The organism is Streptomyces sp. NPDC089424, from assembly GCF_044749345.1.
GTDB lineage: Bacteria > Actinomycetota > Actinomycetes > Streptomycetales > Streptomycetaceae > Streptomyces.
Genome location: NZ_JBIVHU010000012.1, coordinates 165112 through 186826, shown reverse-complemented (window position 1 = coordinate 186826; position 21715 = coordinate 165112). Strand labels below are relative to the sequence as shown.

At 72.3% G+C, this 21715-nt stretch carries 25 protein-coding genes; 15 read left to right on the top strand and 10 right to left on the bottom strand.

All coding sequences use genetic code 11. The annotated features are described in order from the left end of the window. Positions 1-305: 305 nt before the first annotated feature. The 4 genes from ACIP2X_RS37260 to mshD form a co-directional block, all read right to left on the bottom strand. Complete coding sequence (locus ACIP2X_RS37260) at positions 306-1271, bottom strand: ABC transporter permease (protein WP_401682606.1); 966 nt, start codon at positions 1269-1271, stop codon at positions 306-308. Continuing rightward, positions 1268-2155, bottom strand: a complete 888-nt coding sequence (locus tag ACIP2X_RS37255; protein ID WP_401682603.1) for an ABC transporter ATP-binding protein — start codon at positions 2153-2155, stop codon at positions 1268-1270. The genes ACIP2X_RS37260 and ACIP2X_RS37255 overlap by 4 nt, the downstream gene beginning before the upstream one ends. Further along, a complete protein-coding gene (locus tag ACIP2X_RS37250) occupies positions 2152-2556 on the bottom strand; it encodes a GntR family transcriptional regulator (RefSeq protein WP_401682600.1) in 405 nt (134 codons plus the stop codon). Before ACIP2X_RS37250 ends, ACIP2X_RS37255 begins: the two co-directional genes overlap by 4 nt. Before the next feature lie 103 nt (positions 2557-2659). Further along, positions 2660-3592: a mycothiol synthase gene (gene mshD, locus ACIP2X_RS37245; RefSeq protein ID WP_401682598.1), complete on the bottom strand. Its 933-nt coding sequence runs from the start codon at positions 3590-3592 to the stop codon at positions 2660-2662. 178 nt (positions 3593-3770) lie between these two features. Here mshD and ACIP2X_RS37240 point away from each other — a divergent pair, with 178 nt between their 5' ends. Next, positions 3771-5579, top strand: a complete 1809-nt coding sequence (locus ACIP2X_RS37240; protein ID WP_401682595.1) for a bifunctional metallophosphatase/5'-nucleotidase — start codon at positions 3771-3773, stop codon at positions 5577-5579. Positions 5580-5688: 109 nt separating this feature from the next. Beyond that, positions 5689-6843, top strand: a complete 1155-nt coding sequence (locus ACIP2X_RS37235) for a DUF2993 domain-containing protein (RefSeq protein ID WP_401682592.1) — start codon at positions 5689-5691, stop codon at positions 6841-6843. Positions 6844-6860: 17 nt separating this feature from the next. Here the strand turns inward: ACIP2X_RS37235 and ACIP2X_RS37230 are convergent, their stop codons facing one another. From ACIP2X_RS37230 to ACIP2X_RS37210, 5 genes are all read right to left on the bottom strand, one after another. After that, positions 6861-8303, bottom strand: coding sequence for a sensor histidine kinase (locus ACIP2X_RS37230; RefSeq protein WP_401682589.1), 1443 nt, complete (start codon positions 8301-8303; stop codon positions 6861-6863). Then, positions 8300-9037, bottom strand: coding sequence for a response regulator transcription factor (locus tag ACIP2X_RS37225; RefSeq protein ID WP_401682586.1), 738 nt, complete (start codon positions 9035-9037; stop codon positions 8300-8302). Before ACIP2X_RS37225 ends, ACIP2X_RS37230 begins: the two co-directional genes overlap by 4 nt. 129 nt (positions 9038-9166) lie before the next feature. Further along, entirely contained in the window at positions 9167-10195 is a 1029-nt protein-coding gene (locus ACIP2X_RS37220; protein WP_401682584.1) for a S1C family serine protease, read from the bottom strand. Positions 10196-10286: 91 nt separating this feature from the next. After that, positions 10287-11306, bottom strand: a complete 1020-nt coding sequence (locus tag ACIP2X_RS37215) for a LacI family DNA-binding transcriptional regulator (protein WP_401682581.1) — start codon at positions 11304-11306, stop codon at positions 10287-10289. A 105-nt stretch (positions 11307-11411) separates the two neighbouring features. Further along, positions 11412-12191 carry a winged-helix domain-containing protein gene (locus ACIP2X_RS37210; protein WP_401682578.1) on the bottom strand — a complete coding sequence of 260 codons (780 nt, stop codon included), beginning with the start codon at positions 12189-12191 and terminating at the stop codon, positions 11412-11414. 180 nt (positions 12192-12371) lie between these two features. Between ACIP2X_RS37210 and ACIP2X_RS37205 the strand changes: the two genes are divergently transcribed. The 9 genes from ACIP2X_RS37205 (at position 12372) to ACIP2X_RS37165 (ending at position 17947) form a co-directional block, all read left to right on the top strand. Next, positions 12372-13223: an alpha/beta hydrolase gene (locus ACIP2X_RS37205; protein WP_401682575.1), complete on the top strand. Its 852-nt coding sequence runs from the start codon at positions 12372-12374 to the stop codon at positions 13221-13223. 47 nt (positions 13224-13270) lie between these two features. Continuing rightward, positions 13271-13525, top strand: coding sequence for a MoaD/ThiS family protein (locus ACIP2X_RS37200; RefSeq protein ID WP_401682574.1), 255 nt, complete (start codon positions 13271-13273; stop codon positions 13523-13525). Positions 13526-13533: 8 nt separating this feature from the next. Then, entirely contained in the window at positions 13534-14766 is a 1233-nt protein-coding gene (locus tag ACIP2X_RS37195) for a hypothetical protein (RefSeq protein WP_401682571.1), read from the top strand. A gap of 98 nt (positions 14767-14864) precedes the next feature. Continuing rightward, positions 14865-15596, top strand: a complete 732-nt coding sequence (locus ACIP2X_RS37190; protein WP_401682569.1) for a DUF2993 domain-containing protein — start codon at positions 14865-14867, stop codon at positions 15594-15596. A gap of 197 nt (positions 15597-15793) precedes the next feature. Further along, the gene (locus tag ACIP2X_RS37185; RefSeq protein ID WP_350310325.1) at positions 15794-15874 is read left to right on the top strand and encodes a putative leader peptide; all 81 of its coding nucleotides are present in this window, start codon (positions 15794-15796) and stop codon (positions 15872-15874) included. 127 nt (positions 15875-16001) lie between these two features. Then, on the top strand, positions 16002-16841 hold the full coding sequence (locus ACIP2X_RS37180) for a sulfurtransferase (protein ID WP_401682567.1): 840 nt from the start codon (positions 16002-16004) through the stop codon (positions 16839-16841). Between the two features lie 45 nt (positions 16842-16886). Then, positions 16887-17177: a DUF1416 domain-containing protein gene (locus tag ACIP2X_RS37175; RefSeq protein ID WP_401682564.1), complete on the top strand. Its 291-nt coding sequence runs from the start codon at positions 16887-16889 to the stop codon at positions 17175-17177. Positions 17178-17277: 100 nt separating this feature from the next. Further along, positions 17278-17538 (top strand): DUF3099 domain-containing protein, encoded by a 261-nt coding sequence (locus ACIP2X_RS37170; protein WP_401682562.1) that lies wholly within the window; start codon positions 17278-17280, stop codon positions 17536-17538. Positions 17539-17548: 10 nt separating this feature from the next. Continuing rightward, the gene (locus ACIP2X_RS37165) at positions 17549-17947 is read left to right on the top strand and encodes a VOC family protein (RefSeq protein ID WP_401682559.1); all 399 of its coding nucleotides are present in this window, start codon (positions 17549-17551) and stop codon (positions 17945-17947) included. Here ACIP2X_RS37165 and ACIP2X_RS37160 read toward each other — a convergent pair. After that, a complete protein-coding gene (locus tag ACIP2X_RS37160; protein ID WP_401682557.1) occupies positions 17941-18303 on the bottom strand; it encodes a DsrE family protein in 363 nt (120 codons plus the stop codon). The genes ACIP2X_RS37165 and ACIP2X_RS37160 overlap by 7 nt on opposite strands. A 145-nt stretch (positions 18304-18448) precedes the next feature. Here ACIP2X_RS37160 and ACIP2X_RS37155 point away from each other — a divergent pair, with 145 nt between their 5' ends. The 4 genes from ACIP2X_RS37155 (at position 18449) to ACIP2X_RS37140 (ending at position 21706) form a co-directional block, all read left to right on the top strand. After that, positions 18449-19210: a hypothetical protein gene (locus ACIP2X_RS37155; protein WP_401682554.1), complete on the top strand. Its 762-nt coding sequence runs from the start codon at positions 18449-18451 to the stop codon at positions 19208-19210. Then, a complete protein-coding gene (locus ACIP2X_RS37150) occupies positions 19207-20049 on the top strand; it encodes a hypothetical protein (protein WP_401682552.1) in 843 nt (280 codons plus the stop codon). The genes ACIP2X_RS37155 and ACIP2X_RS37150 overlap by 4 nt, the downstream gene beginning before the upstream one ends. Then, a complete protein-coding gene (locus ACIP2X_RS37145) occupies positions 20046-20903 on the top strand; it encodes a hypothetical protein (protein ID WP_401682549.1) in 858 nt (285 codons plus the stop codon). The genes ACIP2X_RS37150 and ACIP2X_RS37145 overlap by 4 nt, the downstream gene beginning before the upstream one ends. Positions 20904-21130: 227 nt before the next feature. Then, positions 21131-21706: an FABP family protein gene (locus tag ACIP2X_RS37140; protein ID WP_385379804.1), complete on the top strand. Its 576-nt coding sequence runs from the start codon at positions 21131-21133 to the stop codon at positions 21704-21706. Positions 21707-21715 lie beyond the last annotated feature (9 nt).

Here is a 21715-nt window from a genome sequence, read left to right as displayed (position 1 = left end):
CCGGTCTTGTTCCCGGTCAGGTGGTGTGGGGCTTCTGCGGAAGGGGTGCCGCCAGGGCGGTGGGGCGGATGAGGCGGCGTGTGTGGGGGCGGTTGCAGGGGGAGCCCATGGGCGTACAGGGGCCTGACGGGACGGGCGCTGTCCGGCTCTGGTGGCGGGGCGGTTGCCGTGTGCTGCGGGGTCGCCTGGTGAGGACCAGGGCGGTCGGACGGGTGCGCGACCACGGGCTTGCGGGGGGCCTGGGTTTCGCCGGGTGCGGTGTGCGTCGGGGCACCCGGGCCCTGTCCGTCCTCGTCGCGGTCGCGTCAGGTGGTGCGGCGCCGCAGGAGGAGGAAGGCGGCCAGGATCGCCGAAGCGGTCACGGCGAGGACGATGCCCGTCTCCGCCAGTTGCAGCGGCCAGAAGTGGGACGTGGGGTGGTAGTCGCGGTAGAAGGCGACGACGTCGTGCTCGGCGAGGCACTTGGCGTCGTCGATGCACAGCGGGTCCCGGACGCGGGCGCCGGTCGCGGTGAGTGCGCCCTCGTCGACGAGCGCGCCGGCGCCGATGCCGGGGTAGCCGCGGGTGCCGGTCACCGTCTCGGTGGGCCACAGCCGCGGACGCAGCTCGGACACGAGGCCCGTCAGGGTCAGCAGGCCCACGACGCCCACGCCGAGCCCGGCCGTGCTGCGGCCGGTGAGCAGGCCGGCCACCGCGCCGACGGCCAGCGCGAGCAGGGCGTACGCGGTGGCGAGGGTGCCGTTGGCGGTGAAGCCGAGGCTGTCGTACCAGTCGCGGGTGCCGGTCGCGGCGCGGAGCGGCCCGTCCGCCGACCACAGCAGCCGGTGCAGCAGCGTCAGGAGCAGGGTGCCCGCGGTGATCAGGGCGGCGGGGACGGCGAGCTTCGCGGCCAGCCAGCGGACCGGGGTCACGGACTGGGTCCAGGCGAGCCGGGCGGTGCCCTGTTCCAGTTCGCGGCCGATCAGCGAGCCGCCGGCCCAGGCGGCGACGAGGAGCGGCGTCACGGTGAGCAGGCCGGTACCGACGGTGGCGGCGAGGTCGTAGCGCTGGAAGGCGTCGATGCTGGTGTCGCAGTACCCGGGTCCGCAGTCCAGCTTCCGGTACACCTCCTCGGCGGCGGCCACCCCCGGTCCGTACGCCCACAGCAGCGATCCCGCCGCCACGGCCAGCAGCATCAGCCAGAACCACAGCGCCGAGCGGTGCAGGCGGAGCATCGCCCAGGTCAGACCGTGCGGCCGGCGGCCGCGCGCGGGGACGGTCACGGCGGTCATACGGCGGCCTCCTCGGGGGCGTCGAGGCGGAGTCCCGGTGCCTCGGCGGAGCGCAGATGGGACAGGACGAGTTCCTCCAGGGACGGCTCGGCCGTCTCCCAGCCGGCGCCGACCGGGCCCCGGGCGCGTATCAGGGCGGTGAGCTGGCGGCCGGTCGTGCGGGACTCGACGACGGTGTGCGGGCCGAGGTCGCCGGCCGCCGGGCCGGTGACCAGGGTGTGCGCGGCGATCAGGTCGTCCAGCGGACCGGCCAGCCGGACGCGTCCGGCGCCGAGCAGCAGGAGGTGGTCGCAGGAGCCCTCCAGGTCGGCGACGACGTGCGAGGACATCACGACCGTGGTGCCGCGTTCGGCGGCGTCGGCCATCAGCGTGCCCATCAGCTGGTGGCGCGCGAGCGGGTCGAGGTCGGCCATCGGCTCGTCCAGCAGCAGCAGTTCGGGCCGCTTGCCGAGCGCGAGGGCGAGCGCGACCCGGCTGCGCTGGCCGCCGGAGAGCGTGCGGATCCGTTCGTCCGGGCGCAGGTCGCCGTCCGCGACGATCCGTTCGGCGACGGCCGCGTCCCAGACCCTGGGGTTGAGTTCGCGGCCCAGGCGCAGGGTCTCGCCGACGGTGAGCTGCGGGTGCAGGGGCTTGTCCTGGGCGACGTACGCCAGGCGTTCGCGGGACCGGGCCGGGGGGCCGCCGAGCACCGTGAGGGTGCCCTCGGTGGGGGTGCTCAGTCCGGCGGCGAGGGAGAGCAGGGTGGACTTGCCGGCGCCGTTGGGGCCCATGACGGCGCACACGGAACCGGCCGGCAGCCGGAACGTGCAGGACTCCAGCGCCTGCCGACCCTTGCGCCGAAACCTTTTGCCCAGCGCGGCGGCCTCGATGGCGGTGTCGGTCATGCCTGCTCCCCCTCGTGCTGCCGGTGTGCCGTGAACTGCTCGTCCAGCACGGCGGTGAAGAGCGCTGCCACGTCCTCCCGCTCCAGCCCCGCCTCGCGTGCCCGCGCCGCCCAGGCCACCAGATCCGCCCGCAAGGGGGAGTCGGCCGGGGCCGCGCCGAGCGAACGCCGTACGAAGGTGCCGAGACCGCGCCGCGCCTCGACCAGCCCGTCGCGCTCCAGTTCGCGGTAGGCCTTCAGGACGGTGTTGGGATTGATGGCGGTGGCCTCGACGACCTCGCGGGCGGTCGGCAGCTTGTCGCCGGGCCGCAGCAGGCCAAGCCGCAGAGCCTGCTTGGTCTGCTGGACGATCTGGACGTAGGTGGCGACGCCGCTGCGCCGGTCGATGCGGTACTCGACCACTCGTACACCACCCTTTCACTATTTGAGTAGTGAAAGGGTGGTGTACAGGCGGGGCCGGCGTCAAGATCGCCGACCCCGTTGGGGGGTTATGTCCAGATATCTCTCACGTCTCGGTGCGGTACATCAGGTCCGTCTCGTACGTGGTGAAGCCCATCCGCTCGTACACGCCCACCGCCGCCTTGTTGTCGGCGTCGACGTAGAGCATCGCCGTCGGCAGCGCCTGGGCGGCCAGATGCCGCAGGCCGATCGAGGTGAGCGCCTTGCCCAGCCCGGTGCCCTGCGCGCCCGGCGCGACCCCGAGCACGTACACCTCGCCGAGCTGCTCCTCGGCGTGCACCTTCGTCCAGTGGAAGCCGACGAGTTCGTCGCCCCGGAACGCGAGGAAGAAGCCCTCCGGGTCGAACCACGGCTCGGCCCCCCGGTCGTCGAGGTCCCGCTGGGTGAGCGAGCCCTGCTCGGGGTGGTGGGCGAAGGCGGCGGCGTTGACGGCGAGCCAGGCCGCGTCGTCCTGCCCGGGCACGAAGGTGCGCACGGTGACGTCCTTGGGCAGCACCGGCTCGGGCAGGTCGAGGCCGGTCAACGGCCTGCGCATCTGACGCAGTTCGCGAAAGAGCGTGAGGCCGAGCACCTGGGCCAGGTGCCGGGCGGCGGAGTGCCCGCCGTGCGCCCACACCCGCAGCCGCTTGCCCGACGCGGCCAGCAGCGCGGAGCCGAGGGCGCGGCCGTGCCCGTGGCCGCGGTGCGCCGGGTGGACGACCAGTTCGGCGGCCGGTGCCTCCACCGGGTCGGTGTCCTCCAACTGGGCGTAGCCGACGAGTTGGTCCCCGGCGGTGAGCAGCAGATGGGACACGCCCTCCCGGGCGCCGCCGCGGATCTGGAGCCGGCCCTGCTCGGACACGGCCTGCTGGCCGTCGGTGCGCGCGGCCGCCGCGAGCAGGTCGAGGACCTCCTCGGTCTGCTCCGGGGTGAGCGCGGCGCGCGTCTGCAGGGAACGGGAGAGGGAGCCGCCGGGCCGTGCGCTGTCGTCGCTGGTCATGGCTACGAGGGTACGGGGCGGGCACGGCAAAGTGGCGGTACGGGGAGCAGAGGGGGAAAAGCGCGGGAAAACGTCCGCGGATACCAGGATGTAACCCTGAACCCCCTGTGCCGCTACGCGCGTTGACTCTAGGCTTCCGCCGATCGGACAAAGGCCTGAGAAGACCACAGGGGAGCACATGCCGGCCACACCTCAGCCACACCGCAGACGACGTACGACCCGCCTGCTCGCCGCAGCCGCCGGACTCACCACCGTCGGCGCGCTGGCCGCCGCGCTGCCGTCGGCCGCGAGCGCCCACGACAACCACGGCGGGCACGGCGGACACGGGCCGAGCCGCTACCAGGACGTGCAGCTGCTGTCCTTCAACGACCTGCACGGCAACCTCGAACCGCCGGCCGGCTCCTCCGGCCGCGTCACCGAACTCCAGCCCGACGGCACCACGAAGACCATCGACGCGGGCGGCGTCGAGTACCTGGCGACGCACCTGCGCCAGGCCCGCGAGGGCAACCGGTACTCGATCACCGCGGCCGGCGGCGACATGGTCGGCGCCTCCCCGCTGATCTCGGGTCTCTTCCACGACGAGCCCACCATCGAGGCGCTGAACGAGCTCGACCTGGACGTGACGAGCGTCGGCAACCACGAGTTCGACGAGGGCGCCAAGGAGCTGGCCCGCCTCCAGAACGGCGGCTGCCACCCCACCGAGGGCTGCTACACGGACAAGAAGTTCAAGGGCGCCGACTTCCCCTACCTCGCGGCGAACGTCCTCGACGAGAGGACGGACAAGCCCCTTCTGAAGCCCTACTGGGTGTGGAAGAAGAACGGCGTCAAGGTCGGCTTCATCGGCGTGACCCTGGAGGGCACCCCGGACATCGTCTCCGCCGAGGGCGTCAAGGGCCTCTCCTTCAAGGACGAGGTCGAGACGATCAACAAGTACGCGAAGGTCCTCCAGCGGCAGGGCGTGAAGTCCATCGTCGCCCTGATCCACGAGGGCGGCTTCCCGGCCGGGACCGCGTACAACTACGACTGCGACTCCCCGGGCGCGGGCGACGGCATCTCCGGCCCCATCGTCGACATCGCCAAGAACGTCACCCCGCAGGTCGACGCGCTCGTCACCGGCCACACCCACGCGCCGTACGTGTGCACCATCGACGACCCGGCGGGCAAGCCCCGCATGGTCACCTCGGCGTCCTCCTTCGGCCGCCTGTACACCGACACCACGCTGACCTACGACCGGTGGACCGGTGACATCGCGCGCACGGCCGTGCGGTCTGCCAACCACGTGGTCACCCGGGACGTCCCCAAGGCGCCGGACATGACCCGCCTGATCGACAGGTGGAACACCCTGGCCGCGCCCATCGGCAACCGCGCCATCGGCCACATCTCGGCCGACATCGCCAGCACCGGCACCGAGTCCCCGCTCGGCGACCTCATCGCCGACGCCCAGCTCGCCTACGGCAAGGAGATGGACCCGCAGACCGATGTCGCGCTGATGAACCCCGGCGGCATCCGCGCGCCCCTGACCTACGCCGCCAAGGCCGGTGAGGGCGACGGCGTGGTCACCTACGCCGAGGGCTTCACGGTCCAGCCCTTCGCCAACACCGTCAACCTCCAGGACCTCACCGGCGCCCAGCTGGTCCAGGTCCTCAAGGAGCAGGTCAGCGGCGCCAACGAGGCCGCGCCGAAGGTGCTGCAGCCGTCCGCGGGGCTCACCTACACCCTGGACCTGACCAAGAGCGGCGCCGACCGCGTGGTCACGGACTCCATCAGGCTGAACGGCGCCGCGATCGACCCGTCCGCGGTCTACCGGGTCGCGAGCAACAGCTTCCTCGCGGGCGGCGGCGACGGCTTCCCGACGCTGGGTCAGGGCACCAACGACCTGGTCGGCGAGGACGACCTGACGGCGCTGGAGAAGTACCTCACCGCCAACTCCTCGGCGACGAACCCGATCGCGCCGCCGGCGGCGGACCGCATCACCGTCGTGCGATAGCGGCAGGGACGGCGACCGGTTCACTGCGGTCGGGAGTCCGCAGTGAACTGGATCGCATACCCCCGGTTCAGGTTGCGGGTGGGGGCGGTACGCATGTTCGGATGGATCGATGCGTACCCCCCACCACACCCTGACGCATCCCCCTACGGACCTCCCGGGGCTCGACCAGCCCGAGGAGGACGAGCCATGGGCCCCGCCCAACCACCGCCGCGGCGGCCGTCGCCGCCGACGACGCGGCCGGTTCGCGGCGCTGCCGTTCGCGCTGAAGGCGACGGTGGTCCTGCTGACCGGCGCCGCCTTCCTCACCCTCGCCGACCGCTGGGCCGTGCTCTACGCCGAGCACCGGACCGCGGACGCCCTCCGGGACCGGCTGCAACTCGCCGCGGCCCCCGAGGTGGACATCGACGGCTTCCCCTTCCTGACCCAGCTCGGCGACCGACGCCTGGACGCGGTACGGCTGACCGTCCCCGACGTCGCCGCCGACCGCATCTCGCTGGCCCGGGTGTCGGCCACCGCACGCGACGTGTCGCTCTCCGCCGACGGCCCGGCCTCGGTGCGCGGCGCCCGGGTGCCCCGGCTGGACGGCGACGTACTGCTCTCCTTCGCCGACCTCAACCGTGAACTCGGCGCGTCCCAGGTGACGTTCACCGGAGCGGGGCGCGACCGGGTGCGGGCGAGCGGCACCCTGCCGGTCGCCGGGCACGACCTGCGGCTACGGGCCGAGGCGCAGATCCGCCGCCAGGGCGAACGCGGCATCGCGACGCACATCGGCGGCATGCGCCTGGACATCGGCGACCTGGCGACGTACCGCCCGGGCACCCGCGCCTCCGAGGGCCTGCACCTGACGCCGAAGGCGGCCGCCGGCCTCGCCCGCGAGACCCGCAAGGCGAAGGCACTGCTGTCCGTCCCGGCCGTCGTCGCCCGCCTGGGCGTGCCCGACTCCGCGGTGCGCGAGGCGCTGGCCGACGACGGCAAGCTCGCGAAGCTGACCGGCTCGGCACGCTTCGCCCGGCAGGCCGAGCGCCTCAACCTCGTCGACCTGGCGCTGGACCATCCCGAGGTGCTGCGCCTGCTCGGCCTCGAACCCGACCTCCTCGACGCGCTGCCCCGCCTGACCCGGCCGGTCCTGGCCGACCGGCTGTCCCTGGCGTTCGAACTGCCCGAGCCGCCCCAGGGCGAACTGCGGCTGCGCGACGTACGGGTGGAGAAGGACGGGATCCGGGTACGGCTGACGGGCTCCGGCCTGGCGGTCGGCGAGAACTGAGCGACGCCGAGCGACGCCTACGGCACCTCGGGCGGCGGAGTCGGGGCCCCTGGCAGCCGTACCGTCACCGAGGTGCCGCCTCCCGGCGCCGGGCGCACGGTCACCTCGCCGCCCGACTGCTGCACCGTGCGGGCCACGATGGACAGGCCGAGCCCGGAGCCGGGCAGTGCGCGGGCGGACGGCGAACGCCAGAAACGGTCGAAGACGTGCGGGAGTTCGTCGTCGGGGATGCCGGGGCCGTGGTCGCGGACGGTGAGGACGCCCTCGTCCAGCACGACCTCGACCGTGCCGCCCTCCGGGCTGAACTTCACCGCGTTGTCCAGGATGTTGACCACCGCCCGCTCCAGGGCGGACGGCTCGGCCCGTACGTACCAGGGCCGCACGTCCGCCGTGATCGTCAGCTCCGGGCCCCGCAGGCGGGCGCGGCGCAGGGCCGCCTCCACGGTGTCGTGCAGGGCGATCACCTGCGCCTTGCCCGCCTGCTGGTCGGTGTCCGGGCGGGACAGCTCCTGCAGGTCGCCGATCAGCGCGGCGAGCTCCGTCATCTGGGCCTTCACCGAGGCGAGCAGCGCCTTGCGGTCGGCCTCGGGCAGCGGGCGGCCGGTCTCCTCGCTGCGGGTGAGCAGTTCGATGTTGGTGCGCAGGGAGGTCAGTGGCGTGCGGAGCTCATGACCGGCGTCCGCGATGAGCTGCTGCTGGAGGTCGCGGGAGCTGGCCAGCGCGGAGGTCATGGAGTTGAAGGAACGCGAGAGGCGGGCGACCTCGTCCTCGGAGTCGTCCTCCACCGGGATGCGGACGTTCAGGTCCTCGGTCCGGGCGACGTGTTCGACGGCTTCGGTGAGCTTGTCGACGGGGCGCAGTCCGGCGCGGGCGACCGCGAGGCCGGCGGCCCCCGCGCCGATGACGCCGATGCCGGAGACGAGGAGGAGGATCAGGGCCAGGTCGTTGAGGGTCTCCTGGGTGCTCTTCAGGGACACCGCGACGACGAGTCCGACCTTGGGCCCGTTCTGCCCGGTGGCCGTGGTGGTGGCGCCCAGGGGCCGGGTCAGCACCCGCACCTCGGTGCCGTCCCCGGCGGTCCCGTTGCGGAAGTACAGGTCGCGGGTGTTCCCCTTCTCGATCTCGCCCTTGTCGGTCTCGGTGACCTTCACCGTCGCCGGCGAGTCCTGCAGGACGCAGACGGTGCCGTCCTCCTGGACCAGCTGGGAGTAGCTGTTGCGGAACAGACCGGTGCCGTACGGGGTCTCGGTGCAGTTGTCGAGGGCGTCCTGGAGCTGTCCGGGCATCCTGACCGACGCCTTCTTGAGGTCGTCGTCGACCTGGCCGTACAGCTTTCCCTGCACGATGAACCAGCAGCTCACCGACACCGCCGCCACCGCGAACGCCACCGCCGCCGCCACCAGCAGCGCCAGCCGGGAGCGGATGGGCAGGGCGCGGAAGCGCCGGGTCACCGGGTTCACTCCGCGCCGCCCTGCCGCAGCGCGTAGCCCACACCCCGCACGGTGTGCACGAGCCGCGGCTCGCCGCCCGCCTCCGTCTTGCGGCGCAGGTACATCACGTACACGTCCAGGGAGTTGGACGACGGCTCGAAGTCGAAGCCCCACACCGCCTTCAGGATCTGCTCCCGGGTCAGGACCTGGCGCGGATGGGCCATGAACATCTCCAGGAGCGTGAACTCCGTGCGCGTCAGCTCCACCGGCCGCCCGGCCCGCGTCACCTCCCGCGTCGCGAGGTCCATGCGCAGATCGGCGAAGACCAGCGCGTCGTCCTGCCGCGCACCGGCCGCCGCGACCGCCGCGGCGTAGGAGCTGCGCCGCAGCAGCGCGCGGATCCGGGCGAACAGCTCGTCCAGTTCGAAGGGCTTGACCAGGTAGTCGTCCGCCCCGGCGTCCAGGCCCGTCACCCGGTCGCCGACCGTGTCGCGGGCCGTCAGCATCAGGATGGGCGTCGTGTCCCCGGTGCCCCGGATGCGGCGGGCGGCGGTCAGGCCGTCCATGCGGGGCATCTGGATGTCGAGGACGACGAGGTCGGGCCGGTACGCGGCCGCCTTCTCCAGCGCGTCCGCGCCGTCGACGGCGACCTCGGTGTCGTATCCCTCGAAGGCGAGGCTGCGCTGGAGTGCTTCGCGCACCGCCGGCTCGTCGTCGACGACGAGGATGCGCTGGGGGTCACGGTCGCCTTCGGCGGGGCTCATGGCTCGGGATTCCTCGGGTGCGGTGCGGAGAGGGAGGCTGACGCTGCCAGCGTCGCATGTTTCCCAACAGCCCTCGGCCCTACCGGCCCGGGCCGGTGGGTGAGGTCCGTGGGCGGTAGGTAGGCCGGGTCAGGCCGTCGCTCCTGCGCGCAGTTTTGACAGGTCGGCCTTGACGGTGTTGACCGGGATCGCGAAGCCGAGGCCCACGCTGCCCGCGTCGGACGACGAGCCCGCCGCCGAGTACATCGCGGAGTTGATCCCGATGATGTTGCCGTTCATGTCGATCAGCGCGCCCCCGGAGTTGCCGGGGTTGAGGGAGGCGTCGGTCTGGAGCGCCTTGTACGTGGTCGTGGACGACCCGGTGTCGCCGTTGAACTCCCTGCCGTCGAACTCGAACGGCCAGCCCCCGTCGGGCTGCTGTTGCTGCTGACCCTCCTCGGTGGAGACGGTCACGTCACGGTCCAGCGCGGAGAGGATGCCGCTCGTCACCGTGCCGGTCAGGCCCTCGGGTGAGCCGATCGCCACGACCTCGTCGCCCACCTGCACGCCGTCGGAGTCGCCGAGGGTGGCCGCCGGCAGCCCGGAGGCACCCTCGAGCTCGATCAGGGCGAGGTCCTTGCCGGCGTCGGTGCCGACGACCCGGGCGGTGTACTCCTTGCCCGTGCTGGTGGTCACCTTGACCTGCGAGGCGCCGGAGACCACGTGGTTGTTGGTGACGATCTCGCCGTCGTCGGTGATGATCACACCGGATCCGGTGGACGTCCCGGCGTTCGTGGCGGCACTGATCTCGACGATGCTCGGGCTGACCGCCTTGGCCACGCCGGCCACGGTGCCCTTCTGGCTCGACGGCACGACGTTGGTGCTGGTGCTGGAGGAGGCCACCGTGTCGCCGCCGGTCAGCTCCTGGAAGCCGTAGGCCGTGCCGCCGCCGACGGCCGCGGCGACGATCGCCACGGCGGCCAGCAGGGTCATCGTCCCGCGGTTGCGCTTCCTCGCCCGGGGCGGTGCGGCCACCGGCTCCGCGAGCAGCGCCGTCGGCGGATGCGCGGGCGGCGGCGGCCACGCGGGGTCGACAGGAGAGGAGGCGTGCTGCCACCCGCTCCGGTACGGGTTTCCGTGGTTCTCGTACTCGCCGTCGCGGCGGAAGCTCTCGGTCATGTCCATGAGCGTGTCGCCCGACCATGAGAGCTCCCTGAGTGCTGCCTGAGAAGCCCGGCAGAACCTTGTATGCCCGATATAAGGCCAGGAGCTAGCAGCCGCAGGAGCTGCGCACCACGAGCCGCGAGGGGAACTGCTTCAGCCGCTCCCGGCGCGATCCCGCCACCCGCAGCCCGTCGTCGAGGACGAGGTCCACGGCGGCCCGCGCCATCGCCGAGCGGTCGGACGCGATCGTGGTGAGCGGCGGGTCCGTGAGCGCCGCCTCCTTGATGTCGTCGAAGCCGGCCACCGCCAGCTCCCCGGGCACGTCGATCCGCAGTTCGCGCGCCGCGCGCAGCAGGCCGATGGCCTGGTCGTCGGTGGAGCAGAAGACCGCCGGCGGCCGCTTCGGGCCGGACAGGATCTCCAGGGCGACCCGGTAGGCGTCGTAGCGGTTGTACGGCGCCTCGAAGAGCCGTCCCTCGGTCGGCAGCCCGGCCTCGGCCATCGCGCGCCGCCAGCCCTCGACGTGGTCGGAGACCGGGTCGCCGACGGCGGGCGTCTCGGCGGTGCCGCCCATGCAGGCCACGTACGCGTAGCCGTGCTCCAGGAGATGGCGTACGGCGAGCTGGGCGCCGCCGAGGTCGTCCGTCACGACGGCGACGTCGTCGATGGCCTCGGGGCGCTCGTGCAGGAGGACGACCCGGGCGTCCCAGGCCTCGATCTCGGCGGCGGCCATGTCGTTCAGCGCGTGGCTGACGAGGATCAGTCCGGAGACCCGCATGCCGAGGAACGCCCGCAGATAGTGGACCTCGCGCTCGCCGACGTAGTCGGAGTTCCCGACGAGCACCATCTTCCCGCGCTCGGCGGCCGCCCACTCCACGGCGTGCGCCATCTCCCCGAAGAAGGGCTGGCGGGCGTCCGGGACGATCAGGCCTATGAGGTCGGTGCGCCGGGAGGCCATCGCCTGGGCCACCCGGTCGGGACGGTACCCGAGCTCCTTGATGGCGGCGAGGACACGCTCGCGCGTGGCCGGGGCGACCGGCCGGGGTCCGTTGTTGATGACATAACTGACCACGGCGGTGGAGGTACCCGCCAGCCGCGCCACATCATCCCGAGTCACCTTGGCCACGCGCGGAGTCTACGCGGATGGACCCGCCGTGGGCAGGGCGTACGGAGCGTTGTGCACGGCCCCGGGCCGGCGGGCGCACCCCCGGGGGGCGCGCCCGCGCGCCGGCTACGCCTCGGCCGGTACCTCGGCGACGCCCGACGGCGCCCTCTCGCCCGCATCCTCCGGCTTTGGCCGGGCCGCCCGGGCCTTGGCCTCGTCCGCGGCGCGCTCCACCTTCTCCGGCGTAACGAATCGATAACCGACGTTCCGGACGGTCCCGATCAGCGACTCGTGCTCGGGTCCGAGCTTGGCGCGCAGCCGCCGTACGTGGACGTCGACCGTGCGGGTGCCGCCGAAGTAGTCGTAGCCCCAGACCTCCTGGAGCAGCTGGGCGCGGGTGAAGACCCGGCCGGGGTGCTGCGCGAGGTACTTCAGGAGCTCGAACTCCTTGAAGGTGAGGTCGAGGACGCGCCCCTTGAGCTTGGCGCTGTAGGTGGCCTCGTCCACCGACAGGTCGCCGTTGCGGATCTCCATCGGGGAGTCGTCGTTGACGATCTGCTGCCGGCCCACGGCCAGCCGGAGGCGGGCCTCGACCTCGGCGGGGCCCGCGGTGTCGAGCAGGACGTCGTCGATGCCCCAGTCGGCGGTGACGGCGGCGAGGCCGCCCTCGGTCACCACCAGGACGAGGGGGCAGCCGGGTCCGGTGGAGCGCAGCAGCTGGCAGAGGCTGCGGACCTGGGGGAGGTCGCGCCGGCCGTCGACGAGGATGACGTCGGCACCGGGGGTGTCGACGAGGGCGGGTCCCTCCGCCGGAGCCACGCGCACGTTGTGCAGCAGCAGGCCGAGTGCGGGCAGTACCTCCGTCGACGGCTGGAGGGCGTTGGTCAGGAGCAGCAGAGAACTCATACGTCTGGTTCCTCCTCGGTCCCTGCGAGGACGTCGTGCGATGCGGCACCACTCTGCGGTCCCGGAGCCCGTACACCTGCGGTCACCTGCGGTTCTCCGCTTCGTATACAACGCTTCCGAAAGCACAAAAGGACCCGGGGGCAACGCTGCCCGAGTCCTCTACCCAGCAGAATAGCCCACATGAGCAACGGTCCGGCAGGCCAAGGGGCACGTTCCACCACCTTCCGTCCGGCATCCGAGACGCCCGGGGCGGGCGGAAGCGCACCGTCACGGACGTTTCTGCAGACCGCGGACGGTGTGCGGATCGACGCCCTGTACGAACCGGGCGGGGCGGTTTACGAAACCCTGACGCCACCCACCGACCACCCGGCGTTCGTCGTGGCGCACGGCTTCACCGGCGACGTGGACAAACCGCACGTGCGCCGCGTCGCCACGGCCCTCGCCCGGCACGGCGCCGTGATCACCTTCTCCTTCCGGGGCCACGGGGCGTCCGGCGGGCACTCGACCGTCGGCGACCGTGAGGTCCTCGACCTGGCGGCGGCGGTGGCGTGGGCGCGGCAGCGGGGGCACGCGCGCGTGGTGACCGTCGGCTTCTCCATGGGCGGCTCGGTGGTGCTGCGGCACGCGGCGCTCCACGCCCGGCAGATCGAGGCGGTGGTGTCGGTGAGCGCCCCGGCCCGCTGGTACTACCGGGGCACGGCCCCCATGCGGCGCCTCCACTGGTTGGTGACCCGCCCCGAGGGCCGCCTGCTCGGCCGCTACGGCCTGCGTACCCGTATCCACCACCGCGGCTGGAACCCCGTCCCGTTGTCACCGGTCGAGGCGGTGCCCCGGATCGCGCCGACCCCGCTGCTGATCGTGCACGGCGACCGCGACGGCTACTTCCCCGTCGACCACCCCCACATGCTGGCCGAGGCCGCCGGTGACCACGGCGAACTGTGGCTGGAGCCCGGTATGGGCCACGCGGAGCACGCGGCCACCGACGCCCTCCTGGCCCGGATCGGGGAATGGGCCGTCGGCGCGGCGGGCTAGCCTGACCGTAGTCACAGCCAGGTTCCGCCGATCGACTTGAGGAAGAGATGGCAAAGGTCACGGTGCGCTACTGGGCGGCCGCGAAGGCCGCGGCCGGGATCGCCGAGGAGCGCCTGGACGCGGCGACGCTCGCCGAGGCGCTCGACGGCGTGCGCGAGCGACACCCCGGTGAACTGGTGCGCGTGCTGCAGCGATGCTCGTTCCTCGTCGACGGTGACCCCGTGGGCACGCGCGGGCATGAGACGGTACGGCTGGCCGAGGGCGGCACGGTCGAGGTGCTCCCGCCGTTCGCAGGAGGGTGACCACACCGATGAGCAACCAGCCGTACGAGGGCACGTACGACGGCGGGTACGACCCCTATCAGCAGGGCCGTCCCGAGTACCAGGGCCGTCCCGACCACCAGCAGGGCCGTCCCGAGTACCAGCCGGACCAGAGCCAGTACCAGCAGGGTCAGCCGTCCCAGTACCAGCAGGGTCAGCCGTCCCAGTACCAGCAGGGCCGCCCGGACCACGAGCAGGGACAGACCCGGTACGGGCAGGGCCGGCCGGAGTACGGGCAGGGACAGACGCCGTACCGGCAGGGGCAGGCCTCGTACCAGCAGGGCCGGTCCCATCCCCAGCAGGCGCCGCAGTACCAGCAGGCTCCGCACCCACAGCAGTCCTACGACGACGGCCGGTACACCCAGCAGTGGGAGGGCCGGACCTGGGACACGCAGGCCCACCAGACCCCCGCGTACGTACCGCCGCAGCCGGCCCCCGAGCCCTCGGCCACTCCCGAGGCGCCGCTCACCGCGGCCCAGCGGGCCAGGCTCGAAGGGCGGTCGCCGATCATCGAGCCCGGTCTCCAGCCCGCCGCGCTGACCGCGGTGCTCGGACTCCTGATCGCCGGCGGCGCGGCGCTCGGCCCGTACGCCCTGCTCGTCCCCCTGGTCCTGCTCCAGGCCGTCACGGCCGCGGGCTGGTTCCGGCTGAACGGCATGTGGCCCGCCCGGCAGGGCATCGCGCTGGCGTTCGCGGGCGCGCTGACGGCGGACGTGGCGCTGCTGATCGCGGGCCGTGAGCAGGCGCCGGCCGCGATCCTCGGCACGCTCGGGGTGTGGGTGCTGCTCACCCTCGTGCTGCAGCTGCGCTCGCACGCCGACCCGGACACCCGGATGTACGGACTGATGGCGACCGTCGTGTCGGCCGCGCTGGCCGTCATCGCGACGGGCTACCTCGCCGCCGAGCCGGACGCGGTCACCCTCGGCGCCGTCGCGGTGGCCGTGGCGGTTCTGGCCCGCGCGCTGCCGCTGCCGACGCCGGCCTCCGTGGTCGTCGCGCTGCTCGCGGCGGCGGGTGCGGGCATCGCGGTCGCCGGCATGACCGGCGTCGGGAACGGCGCCGGTGCGCTGCTGGGCGCGGCGGCCGGCGCGTGCGCGCTGATCGGCCACCGGGCGGCGAGCTACGACTATCCCTCCCGGTTCGTCCACTTCACCGCCGGTGTGGCCCTCCCGCTGAGCGCCGCCGCGCCGGTGCTGTGGGTGCTGGGGCGGGCGCTGGTCTGAGCTGCCGCCTGTCACAGGTGATCGACAAAATCCCGCCAGGTGTTCGGTTCGGGGTTACGGTGACCGACGTCCGTGACTGACCGCCTGGGTGGGGAAACATGCGCGCGCTGCGAGTACTTCTGATCGTCGTCGTGATCCTCGGTGGCCTGTTCGTGGCCGCCGACCGGCTCGCGGTCAACTTCGCCGAGGGTGAGGTCGCGGACCGGCTGCGGACCACTGAGGGCCTGTCCAGCACCCCCGAGGTGGCCATCAACGGCTTCCCGTTCCTCACCCAGGTCGCCGGCGGCACGCTGGACGACGTCCAGGTCGGCATCCGGAACTACGAGGCGACGGCGGGCGACGGCGAGCGGATCCGCATCGACGACCTGGAGGCCGACATGAAGGGCGTCGAGTTCTCCGGCGACTTCAGCTCCGCCACGGCCGTCTCCGCGACCGGCACCGCGACCATCGCGTACGACGAGCTGCTGAAGGCCGCCAAGTCCGAGCCCACCGAGGTCGCCCCCGGTATCACCGCCCGGGTGGTGAGCCTCTCCGACGGCGGGGGCGGCAAGATCGAGGTCGGCCTGGAGATCGACGCCCCGGTGATCGGCACCAAGCAGCTCTCGGTGCTCAGCACGGTCGGCGTCAAGGACGACAAGGTCGAGGTGCGCACCGACTCCCTGCCGGACCTCGGGGGCCTCGACCTGGCCGAGGACGCGGTCCGTGAGATCACCGACTTCCAGCAGGCCATCGACGACCTGCCGGGCGGCATCCAGCTCGACAAGGTCGAGGCGGCGCCGGACGGTCTGGAGATCTCGGTGGCGGGTTCGAACGTACGGCTGGCCGGGTAGGACCGGGCCGGACACCGTCCGGCCGTCCGACAGGCGAGACGACCCCGTCCGTACCGCAGATGCGCGGGGGTCACAGGTGCCCGGGAGCCGTGCGGCGGCTCGCCGGGCACTCCTCTGTTCCCGCATGCCGGACGCTTGTGTCTCACGATGCGACACACCGGTGACACGCCCGCCGGTCCGTCCCTAAGCTCGACGGCATGAAGCGACAGGCGGACCTCACGAAGCGGCGGGCAGTAGACCTGTGCCGCGTTGCCGCCATGCTCTGTCGCACCTTCTGAGCGGAAGCCCCGACTTCCGCGTTCCCCTGCCCTGCTCAGGGCCATTCGTGCGCCGTGCCGGCTTCGGCCAACGCGCACCCCTTCGCACTCGCACGCCCCGCCGCAACTGCCCCGGAGGAGAAAGAGCATGAGCCGCAGCGACGTCCTGGTAGACGCCGATTGGCTGCAGGAGCACCTGGACGACTCGGACATCGCCATTGTCGAGGTCGACGAGGACACCTCCGCCTACGAGAAGAACCACATCAGGAACGCCATCCGGATCGACTGGACCAAGGACCTCCAGGACCCGGTCCGCCGTGACTTCATCGACCAGGAGGGCTTCGAGAAGCTCCTGTCGGCGAAGGGCATCGCCAACGACACGCTGGTGATCCTCTACGGCGGCAACAACAACTGGTTCGCCTCGTACGCCTACTGGTACTTCAAGCTCTACGGCCACGAGAACGTCAAGCTGCTCGACGGTGGCCGCAAGAAGTGGGAGCTGGACGCCCGCGAGCTGGTCGAGGAGGTGCCGGAGCGCCCGGCCACCACGTACACGGCCAAGCCGCAGGACACCTCGATCCGCGCCTTCCGCGACGACGTGGTCGCCGCCATCGGCGCGCAGAACCTGGTCGACGTCCGCTCGCCCGACGAGTTCTCCGGCAAGCTGCTCGCCCCCGCGCACCTGCCGCAGGAGCAGTCGCAGCGTCCGGGGCACGTCCCGAGCGCCCGCAACATCCCGTGGTCGAAGAACGCCAACGACGACGGCACCTTCAAGTCGGACGAGGAGCTCAAGGAGCTCTACACCGAGGAGCAGGTGGACCTCGCCAAGGACACCATCGCCTACTGCCGCATCGGTGAGCGCTCCGCGCTGACCTGGTTCGTCCTGCACGAGCTGCTCGGCGTGCAGAACGTCAAGAACTACGACGGCTCCTGGACCGAGTACGGCTCCCTCGTCGGCGTGCCGATCGAGCTCGGCGCCAACAAGTAACCGACCGCGACCGGCCTTCCGGTCAGACCCCGTCTGGAGAGAGACATGTGTGGAGCGAAGGCCGGCGGCCCCGACGCCTCGACGATCAAGCCCGGTGAGACCACCATCCAGGGTCAGGTGACCCGCGACGGCGAGCCCGTGACGGGCTACGTCCGGCTGCTGGACTCGACCGGCGAGTTCACGGCGGAGGTGCCGACGTCCGCGACGGGCCAGTTCCGCTTCTACGCCGCCGAGGGCACCTGGACGCTGCGCGCCCTCGTGCCCGGTGGCGCCACCGCCGACCGCACTGTCGTCGCCCAGCCGGGCGGCCTCGCGGAGGTCGCGATCGCGGTCTGACGACCCGGCGCAGTACGCAGGGGCCGCGTCCCCTCGGGTGGGACACCTGGGACGCGGCCCTTTCGCGTGCGCTTCGCGGCCGCGGACCTACGCTGGAGGTATGTACGCGCGCCGACGGCACGTCTACTTCGCGATGATGGGCGTCTGCATCGGGCTGTTCGTCCTGGCCTGGGGAGTCGTGCGCCTGTGGTCGACGCCGGCGGCCGTGGGCATGTGCGTGGTCGCCATGGTGATCCCGCCCGTCGCGGCGATGGTCGCCAACCGCAGGGGTCCCGAGGACCGCTGGTGGGACGACCCGTCCGGCGATCCGCAGTCCGACGAGTGGTGGGACGAGCTGGACGGCAGGAAGAAGCCGCGGTAGGAAGGCGGGCATGTCGCCCGCAAGGCTGTCCACCGTGGTGCTGGACGCGCACGACGCGCACGAACTGGCCGGCTTCTACATCCGCCTGCTGGGGTACGAGGTGCGCCGCGAGGAGCCCCACTGGGTGCTGATCGGCCCGCCGCCCGGCACGCAGGGCACGGCCCTGGCGTTCGAGACGGAGCCCGCGTACGTGCGCCCGGTCTGGCCCACCCGGCACCCCGGCGACCAGCAGATGATGCTCCACCTCGACGTCGAGGTCGACGACCTGGCGGGGGAGACCGCGCGGGCGCTGGCCGAGGGCGCGACCCTCGCCGCGTACCAGCCGCAGAGCGACGTACGGGTCCTGCTGGACCCCTCGGGCCATCCGTTCTGCCTGTGGACGGAATCCCCGCAGCCGCCGCCTCAGTAGACGAGGGCCTGCGTGTCCTCCGCGAGCGCCTCCTGCACGAAGACCTGCGCCCCCGCGATCCGCACGCCCTCGACGACGTCCTTCTCCGTGATGTCCCGGCGGGCCGCGCACTGTGTGCACAGCGTGAGACGCCCGGCGGCCAGCACGGAGTCGATCAGGTCGGGCAGCGGCGCGGCGTGCGGCAGCTCGAACTCGGCGGCCCGCCCCGGCAGCGCGAACCAGGCGGACTCACCGGTCAGCCAGACGGACACGTCCACCCCGCTCGCCACGGCCACCGCGGCGACCGTGAACGCCTGCGAACACCGCTCAGGAGCATCGGCCCCCGCCGTCACCTTGATCACCAGCTTCTTCGCCATGGCTGAATCGTAATCAAGATCCCTACAACCGGGTGCCCCGGTCGGGGGTCTCCTGTCGGGCGCGGTAACGGAATCCGCGCTTCATGTCCTGTGGGGGGACGTAGTGGAAGACTCTGAAAGACCCGGAACACCGGACACCGCCGAGGTGGACGTGACCCCGGGGGCCGCGCAGGCATCGCCGGAGCCGCGCTTCGCCCGGCCCCGCCGGCGTGGCCGTACCGCTCTTCTGATCACCGGCGCGGCCGTTCTCGGCGTCGTCGCCGGCACCTGCGCCGGATACCAGGTGCAGGCCGGCCGCGCGCCCGAACCGCTGCCGCCGCTGTCCCAGCCGGTGCTGCCGCAGGCGACCGGGCCGGCCCCGGAGCCGCTGTCGGCCGGGCAGGACCGCAAGGTGCGCGCCGAAGGCGACCTGCGCAAGCTGCTGCTGAAGAAGCCGGCCGGGGCGAAGGAGGCCGACTGGCTGTCCGGGTCCGACGGCTGGATGGAGCTCGGGGTCTACGCCGGCACCTTCACCGAGCCGGCCGACAAGTTCAGTTCCCTCGTCTCGGACGAGTTCCGCCGGGCCGCCGTCGTCGGCTGGGAGGTCGGCAACTCGTACAGCGTGGAGATCCGCCTCGTGCAGTTCCGCCACGAGGACTCGTTGGCGGCGGTCGACTCCGTCGCCAACCTCCAGGACTGGGCGGAGCGCGACAGCGGCGTCGAGAGCTGGAACATCCCGGGCACCGGCGAGGGCATGGGCTACGTCCACCCCCGGCCCGACAACAGGCCCGGATACGAGCCGCTGTACACCGCCGAGGCACACGCCTGGCGCGGGGACATCGCGATGGAGATCTGGATCTACGGCGACCGGCGGATCGCGAGAAAGACGGTCATGGACCTGGCACAACGGCAGATGGAGCGGCTGTGACGGAGACCGGAGCAACGCAGGAGCAGCCGCGGCCGGACGCGCCGGAGCCGCTGCCGGAGGCGGTGGGCACACCGGCGGACGCACCGCCGCGCAAGCCGCCGCGGCGCGGGCGGATGGCGGTCGTCGCCGGCTGCCTGCTGCTCGCCGGGGCACTGGTCGCCGGAGTGAGCACGACCGTCGTGACCGTGCGGGACGCGGACCGCGACGCGGGCGCCCCGCGCTGGAAGTTCCCGAAGGAGACCGGCGAGGACAGGAAGGCGCCGGCCGCGACCGGGCTGGCGGGCATGCTCGTGCCCTACGGCACCGACGGCTGGGTCCGCGGCCCCGACATCGGCGAGTTCGGCTCCGACGCGGGGCTCAGCGGCGCCCAGGCCACGGCGCTGCGCAAGCAGTCCCTGCGCGGTCTGTCCCGCTCCGCGCGCAAGGAACTGGAGAAGGAGATCGACCGGCAGCGCGTCAAGGGCATGGCGATGCGCAGCTACTTCAGCGGGGACGCGAAGCCGTACTCGCACAACCTGGAGATCTACTCGGTGAACGTCGTGCTGACGCGGATGGAGGACCGTACCGCGGTCCGTGATCTCTCCGAGTTCCAGCGGAAGATCGTCGGCGCCCTGGGCGGCCGCAAGGGACCGAAGATCAAGGGGCACAAGAACGCCGAGTGCTTCGGGGCGCCCGAGGGCACCCAGGACGAGCTCACCGTCGTCCTCTGCTCCGCCTACGTCGGTGACGTCCTGGTCACGGCGACGGCATTCGGCACCGGCACGCTCGACAGCGCCGGAGTGGCCTCGCTCCTGCGTCTCCAACTCGACCGCATCGCCGAGCCCGGGAAAGCGATATGACCGACAGCACGACGCAGGTCCAGCCGCTCGACCAGCGGGTCACCGTACCGCCGCGGCCGACGACCGACCCCGTGGCTCCGGCCCCCGCGCCCCGGGACCGCCGCGTCCTGCGGGCCGTGGCGCGCTGGACCGCCGCCGTGGCCGTGTTCGCGGCCGTCGGCACCGGCACGGCCTACGGGATCACGGGCATGGCGCGCACGGACGTCCCCGGCCTCGCCACGGAGTCGGACGGCCGCTGGGACTACCCCGAGCTGACCAGGCCGCCGCTGCCCGCCGGCAGCCCGGGCCCCTTCGCCGAGGGCAACACGGCCGGCGCCCACCACGCCGACCTGCGCGCCCTCGTGCTGCCCGCCCCCGCCGGTGCGCGCGAGACCAAGGCGCTGCGCGGCGCGGACGGCTGGCTGGCGACGAAGGACTACCTGGCGGAGTACGCCGAGGAGGACCGGGAGCTGCTGGGGCAGAAACTCGTCGACACCCGCATGCGGCACATCGCCGCCCGCGGCTGGACGACGCCGGACGGCGTCCGGACCCGGATCTATCTCCTCCAGTTCGACACCGCACAGGTCGTGGACACCGAGATGGCACCCGACGCCCTGGCGTACGCCTGGCCCACGTACCCGCTGCGTGGCGCCCCCGACACCGAGTACGACGAGAAGTTCCCCGAGTCGGCCACGGTCCGCGGGATCACCCGCACCGCCTACGCCGAACCGAAGCCGTACGGCGCCGAGCAGGTCCGCCAGGCCTATCTCGCGGCCGGCGACGTCTACGCGGTGATCGTGCAGTCCCGCAAGGGCGGGGTGCCGGACGTGCCGTTCCGGCAGACGGTCGTCCTGCAGAGTCAGCTGCTGGGCTGAGGGCGTACCTCGCAAGGAGGGCCGGGTCGTGGCCGCGTAAGCTGGGGCCCGGCCTTGTGAACCACGCACCCCGCTCACCTAGGAGCATCCCGTGATCCTCTTCTTCGAAATCCTCCTGGTCCTGGTCTGCGTCGGCGTCCTCGCCTTCACCGGTCTGGCCGTGAAGAAGCTGTATCAGGGCCAGCGCTGACCCACCCCCCTGTCCGTACGAGAAGTCTGAGCTGCTCATGATCGAGATCCCGTCCGACCTCCACAAGGACCTCGTCCCCCTCGCCTTCCTCCTCGGGAACTGGGCGGGAGCGGGCGTGCACGACTTCCCCGGCGCCGAGAAGTGCAACTTTGGGCAGGAGGTCACCTTCACCCACGACGGCCGGGACTTCCTGGAGTACCAGTCCCACAGCTGGGTGCTCGACCAGGACGGCAACAAGGTCAGGCCGCTGGAGTCCGAGCACGGCTTCTGGCGTATCGACGCCGCCCGCAAGGTCGAGGTCACGATGACCCGCGACGACGGCGTCATCGAGATCTGGTACGGCGAGCTGGCCGACCAGAAGCCGCAGATCGACCTGGTCACGGACGCCGTCGCGCGCACCGCGGCCTCCCGCCCCTACAGCGGAGGCAAGCGGCTGTACGGCTACGTCAAGAGCGACCTGATGTGGGTCGGCGAGAAGCAGACCCCCGAGGTCGAGCTGCGGCCGTACATGTCCGCGCAGCTGAAGAAGGTCGTCACCCCGGAGGACGTCGAGCGCTGGGCGAAGGCCCTGCCGGGCGACCTGCCCGACGACGGGATCGCTTTCTTCAAGTAGCCATAGACT

Coding starts and splice junctions, on each gene's coding strand:
- ACIP2X_RS37175 (WP_401682564.1), top strand. CDS start 16,887: ATGTGTGGAGCGAAGGCCGGCGGCCCCGACGCCTCGACGATCAAGCCC.
- ACIP2X_RS37195 (WP_401682571.1), top strand. CDS start 13,534: ATGAGCAACCAGCCGTACGAGGGCACGTACGACGGCGGGTACGACCCC.
- ACIP2X_RS37140 (WP_385379804.1), top strand. CDS start 21,131: ATGATCGAGATCCCGTCCGACCTCCACAAGGACCTCGTCCCCCTCGCC.
- ACIP2X_RS37240 (WP_401682595.1), top strand. CDS start 3,771: ATGCCGGCCACACCTCAGCCACACCGCAGACGACGTACGACCCGCCTG.
- ACIP2X_RS37255 (WP_401682603.1), bottom strand. CDS start 2,155: ATGACCGACACCGCCATCGAGGCCGCCGCGCTGGGCAAAAGGTTTCGG.
- ACIP2X_RS37180 (WP_401682567.1), top strand. CDS start 16,002: ATGAGCCGCAGCGACGTCCTGGTAGACGCCGATTGGCTGCAGGAGCAC.
- ACIP2X_RS37225 (WP_401682586.1), bottom strand. CDS start 9,037: ATGAGCCCCGCCGAAGGCGACCGTGACCCCCAGCGCATCCTCGTCGTC.
- ACIP2X_RS37170 (WP_401682562.1), top strand. CDS start 17,278: ATGTACGCGCGCCGACGGCACGTCTACTTCGCGATGATGGGCGTCTGC.
- ACIP2X_RS37235 (WP_401682592.1), top strand. CDS start 5,689: ATGCGTACCCCCCACCACACCCTGACGCATCCCCCTACGGACCTCCCG.
- ACIP2X_RS37260 (WP_401682606.1), bottom strand. CDS start 1,271: ATGACCGCCGTGACCGTCCCCGCGCGCGGCCGCCGGCCGCACGGTCTG.
- ACIP2X_RS37165 (WP_401682559.1), top strand. CDS start 17,549: ATGTCGCCCGCAAGGCTGTCCACCGTGGTGCTGGACGCGCACGACGCG.
- ACIP2X_RS37210 (WP_401682578.1), bottom strand. CDS start 12,191: ATGAGTTCTCTGCTGCTCCTGACCAACGCCCTCCAGCCGTCGACGGAG.
- ACIP2X_RS37185 (WP_350310325.1), top strand. CDS start 15,794: ATGAAGCGACAGGCGGACCTCACGAAGCGGCGGGCAGTAGACCTGTGC.
- ACIP2X_RS37220 (WP_401682584.1), bottom strand. CDS start 10,195: ATGACCGAGAGCTTCCGCCGCGACGGCGAGTACGAGAACCACGGAAAC.
- ACIP2X_RS37145 (WP_401682549.1), top strand. CDS start 20,046: ATGACCGACAGCACGACGCAGGTCCAGCCGCTCGACCAGCGGGTCACC.
- mshD (WP_401682598.1), bottom strand. CDS start 3,592: ATGACCAGCGACGACAGCGCACGGCCCGGCGGCTCCCTCTCCCGTTCC.
- ACIP2X_RS37205 (WP_401682575.1), top strand. CDS start 12,372: ATGAGCAACGGTCCGGCAGGCCAAGGGGCACGTTCCACCACCTTCCGT.
- ACIP2X_RS37200 (WP_401682574.1), top strand. CDS start 13,271: ATGGCAAAGGTCACGGTGCGCTACTGGGCGGCCGCGAAGGCCGCGGCC.
- ACIP2X_RS37190 (WP_401682569.1), top strand. CDS start 14,865: ATGCGCGCGCTGCGAGTACTTCTGATCGTCGTCGTGATCCTCGGTGGC.
- ACIP2X_RS37160 (WP_401682557.1), bottom strand. CDS start 18,303: ATGGCGAAGAAGCTGGTGATCAAGGTGACGGCGGGGGCCGATGCTCCT.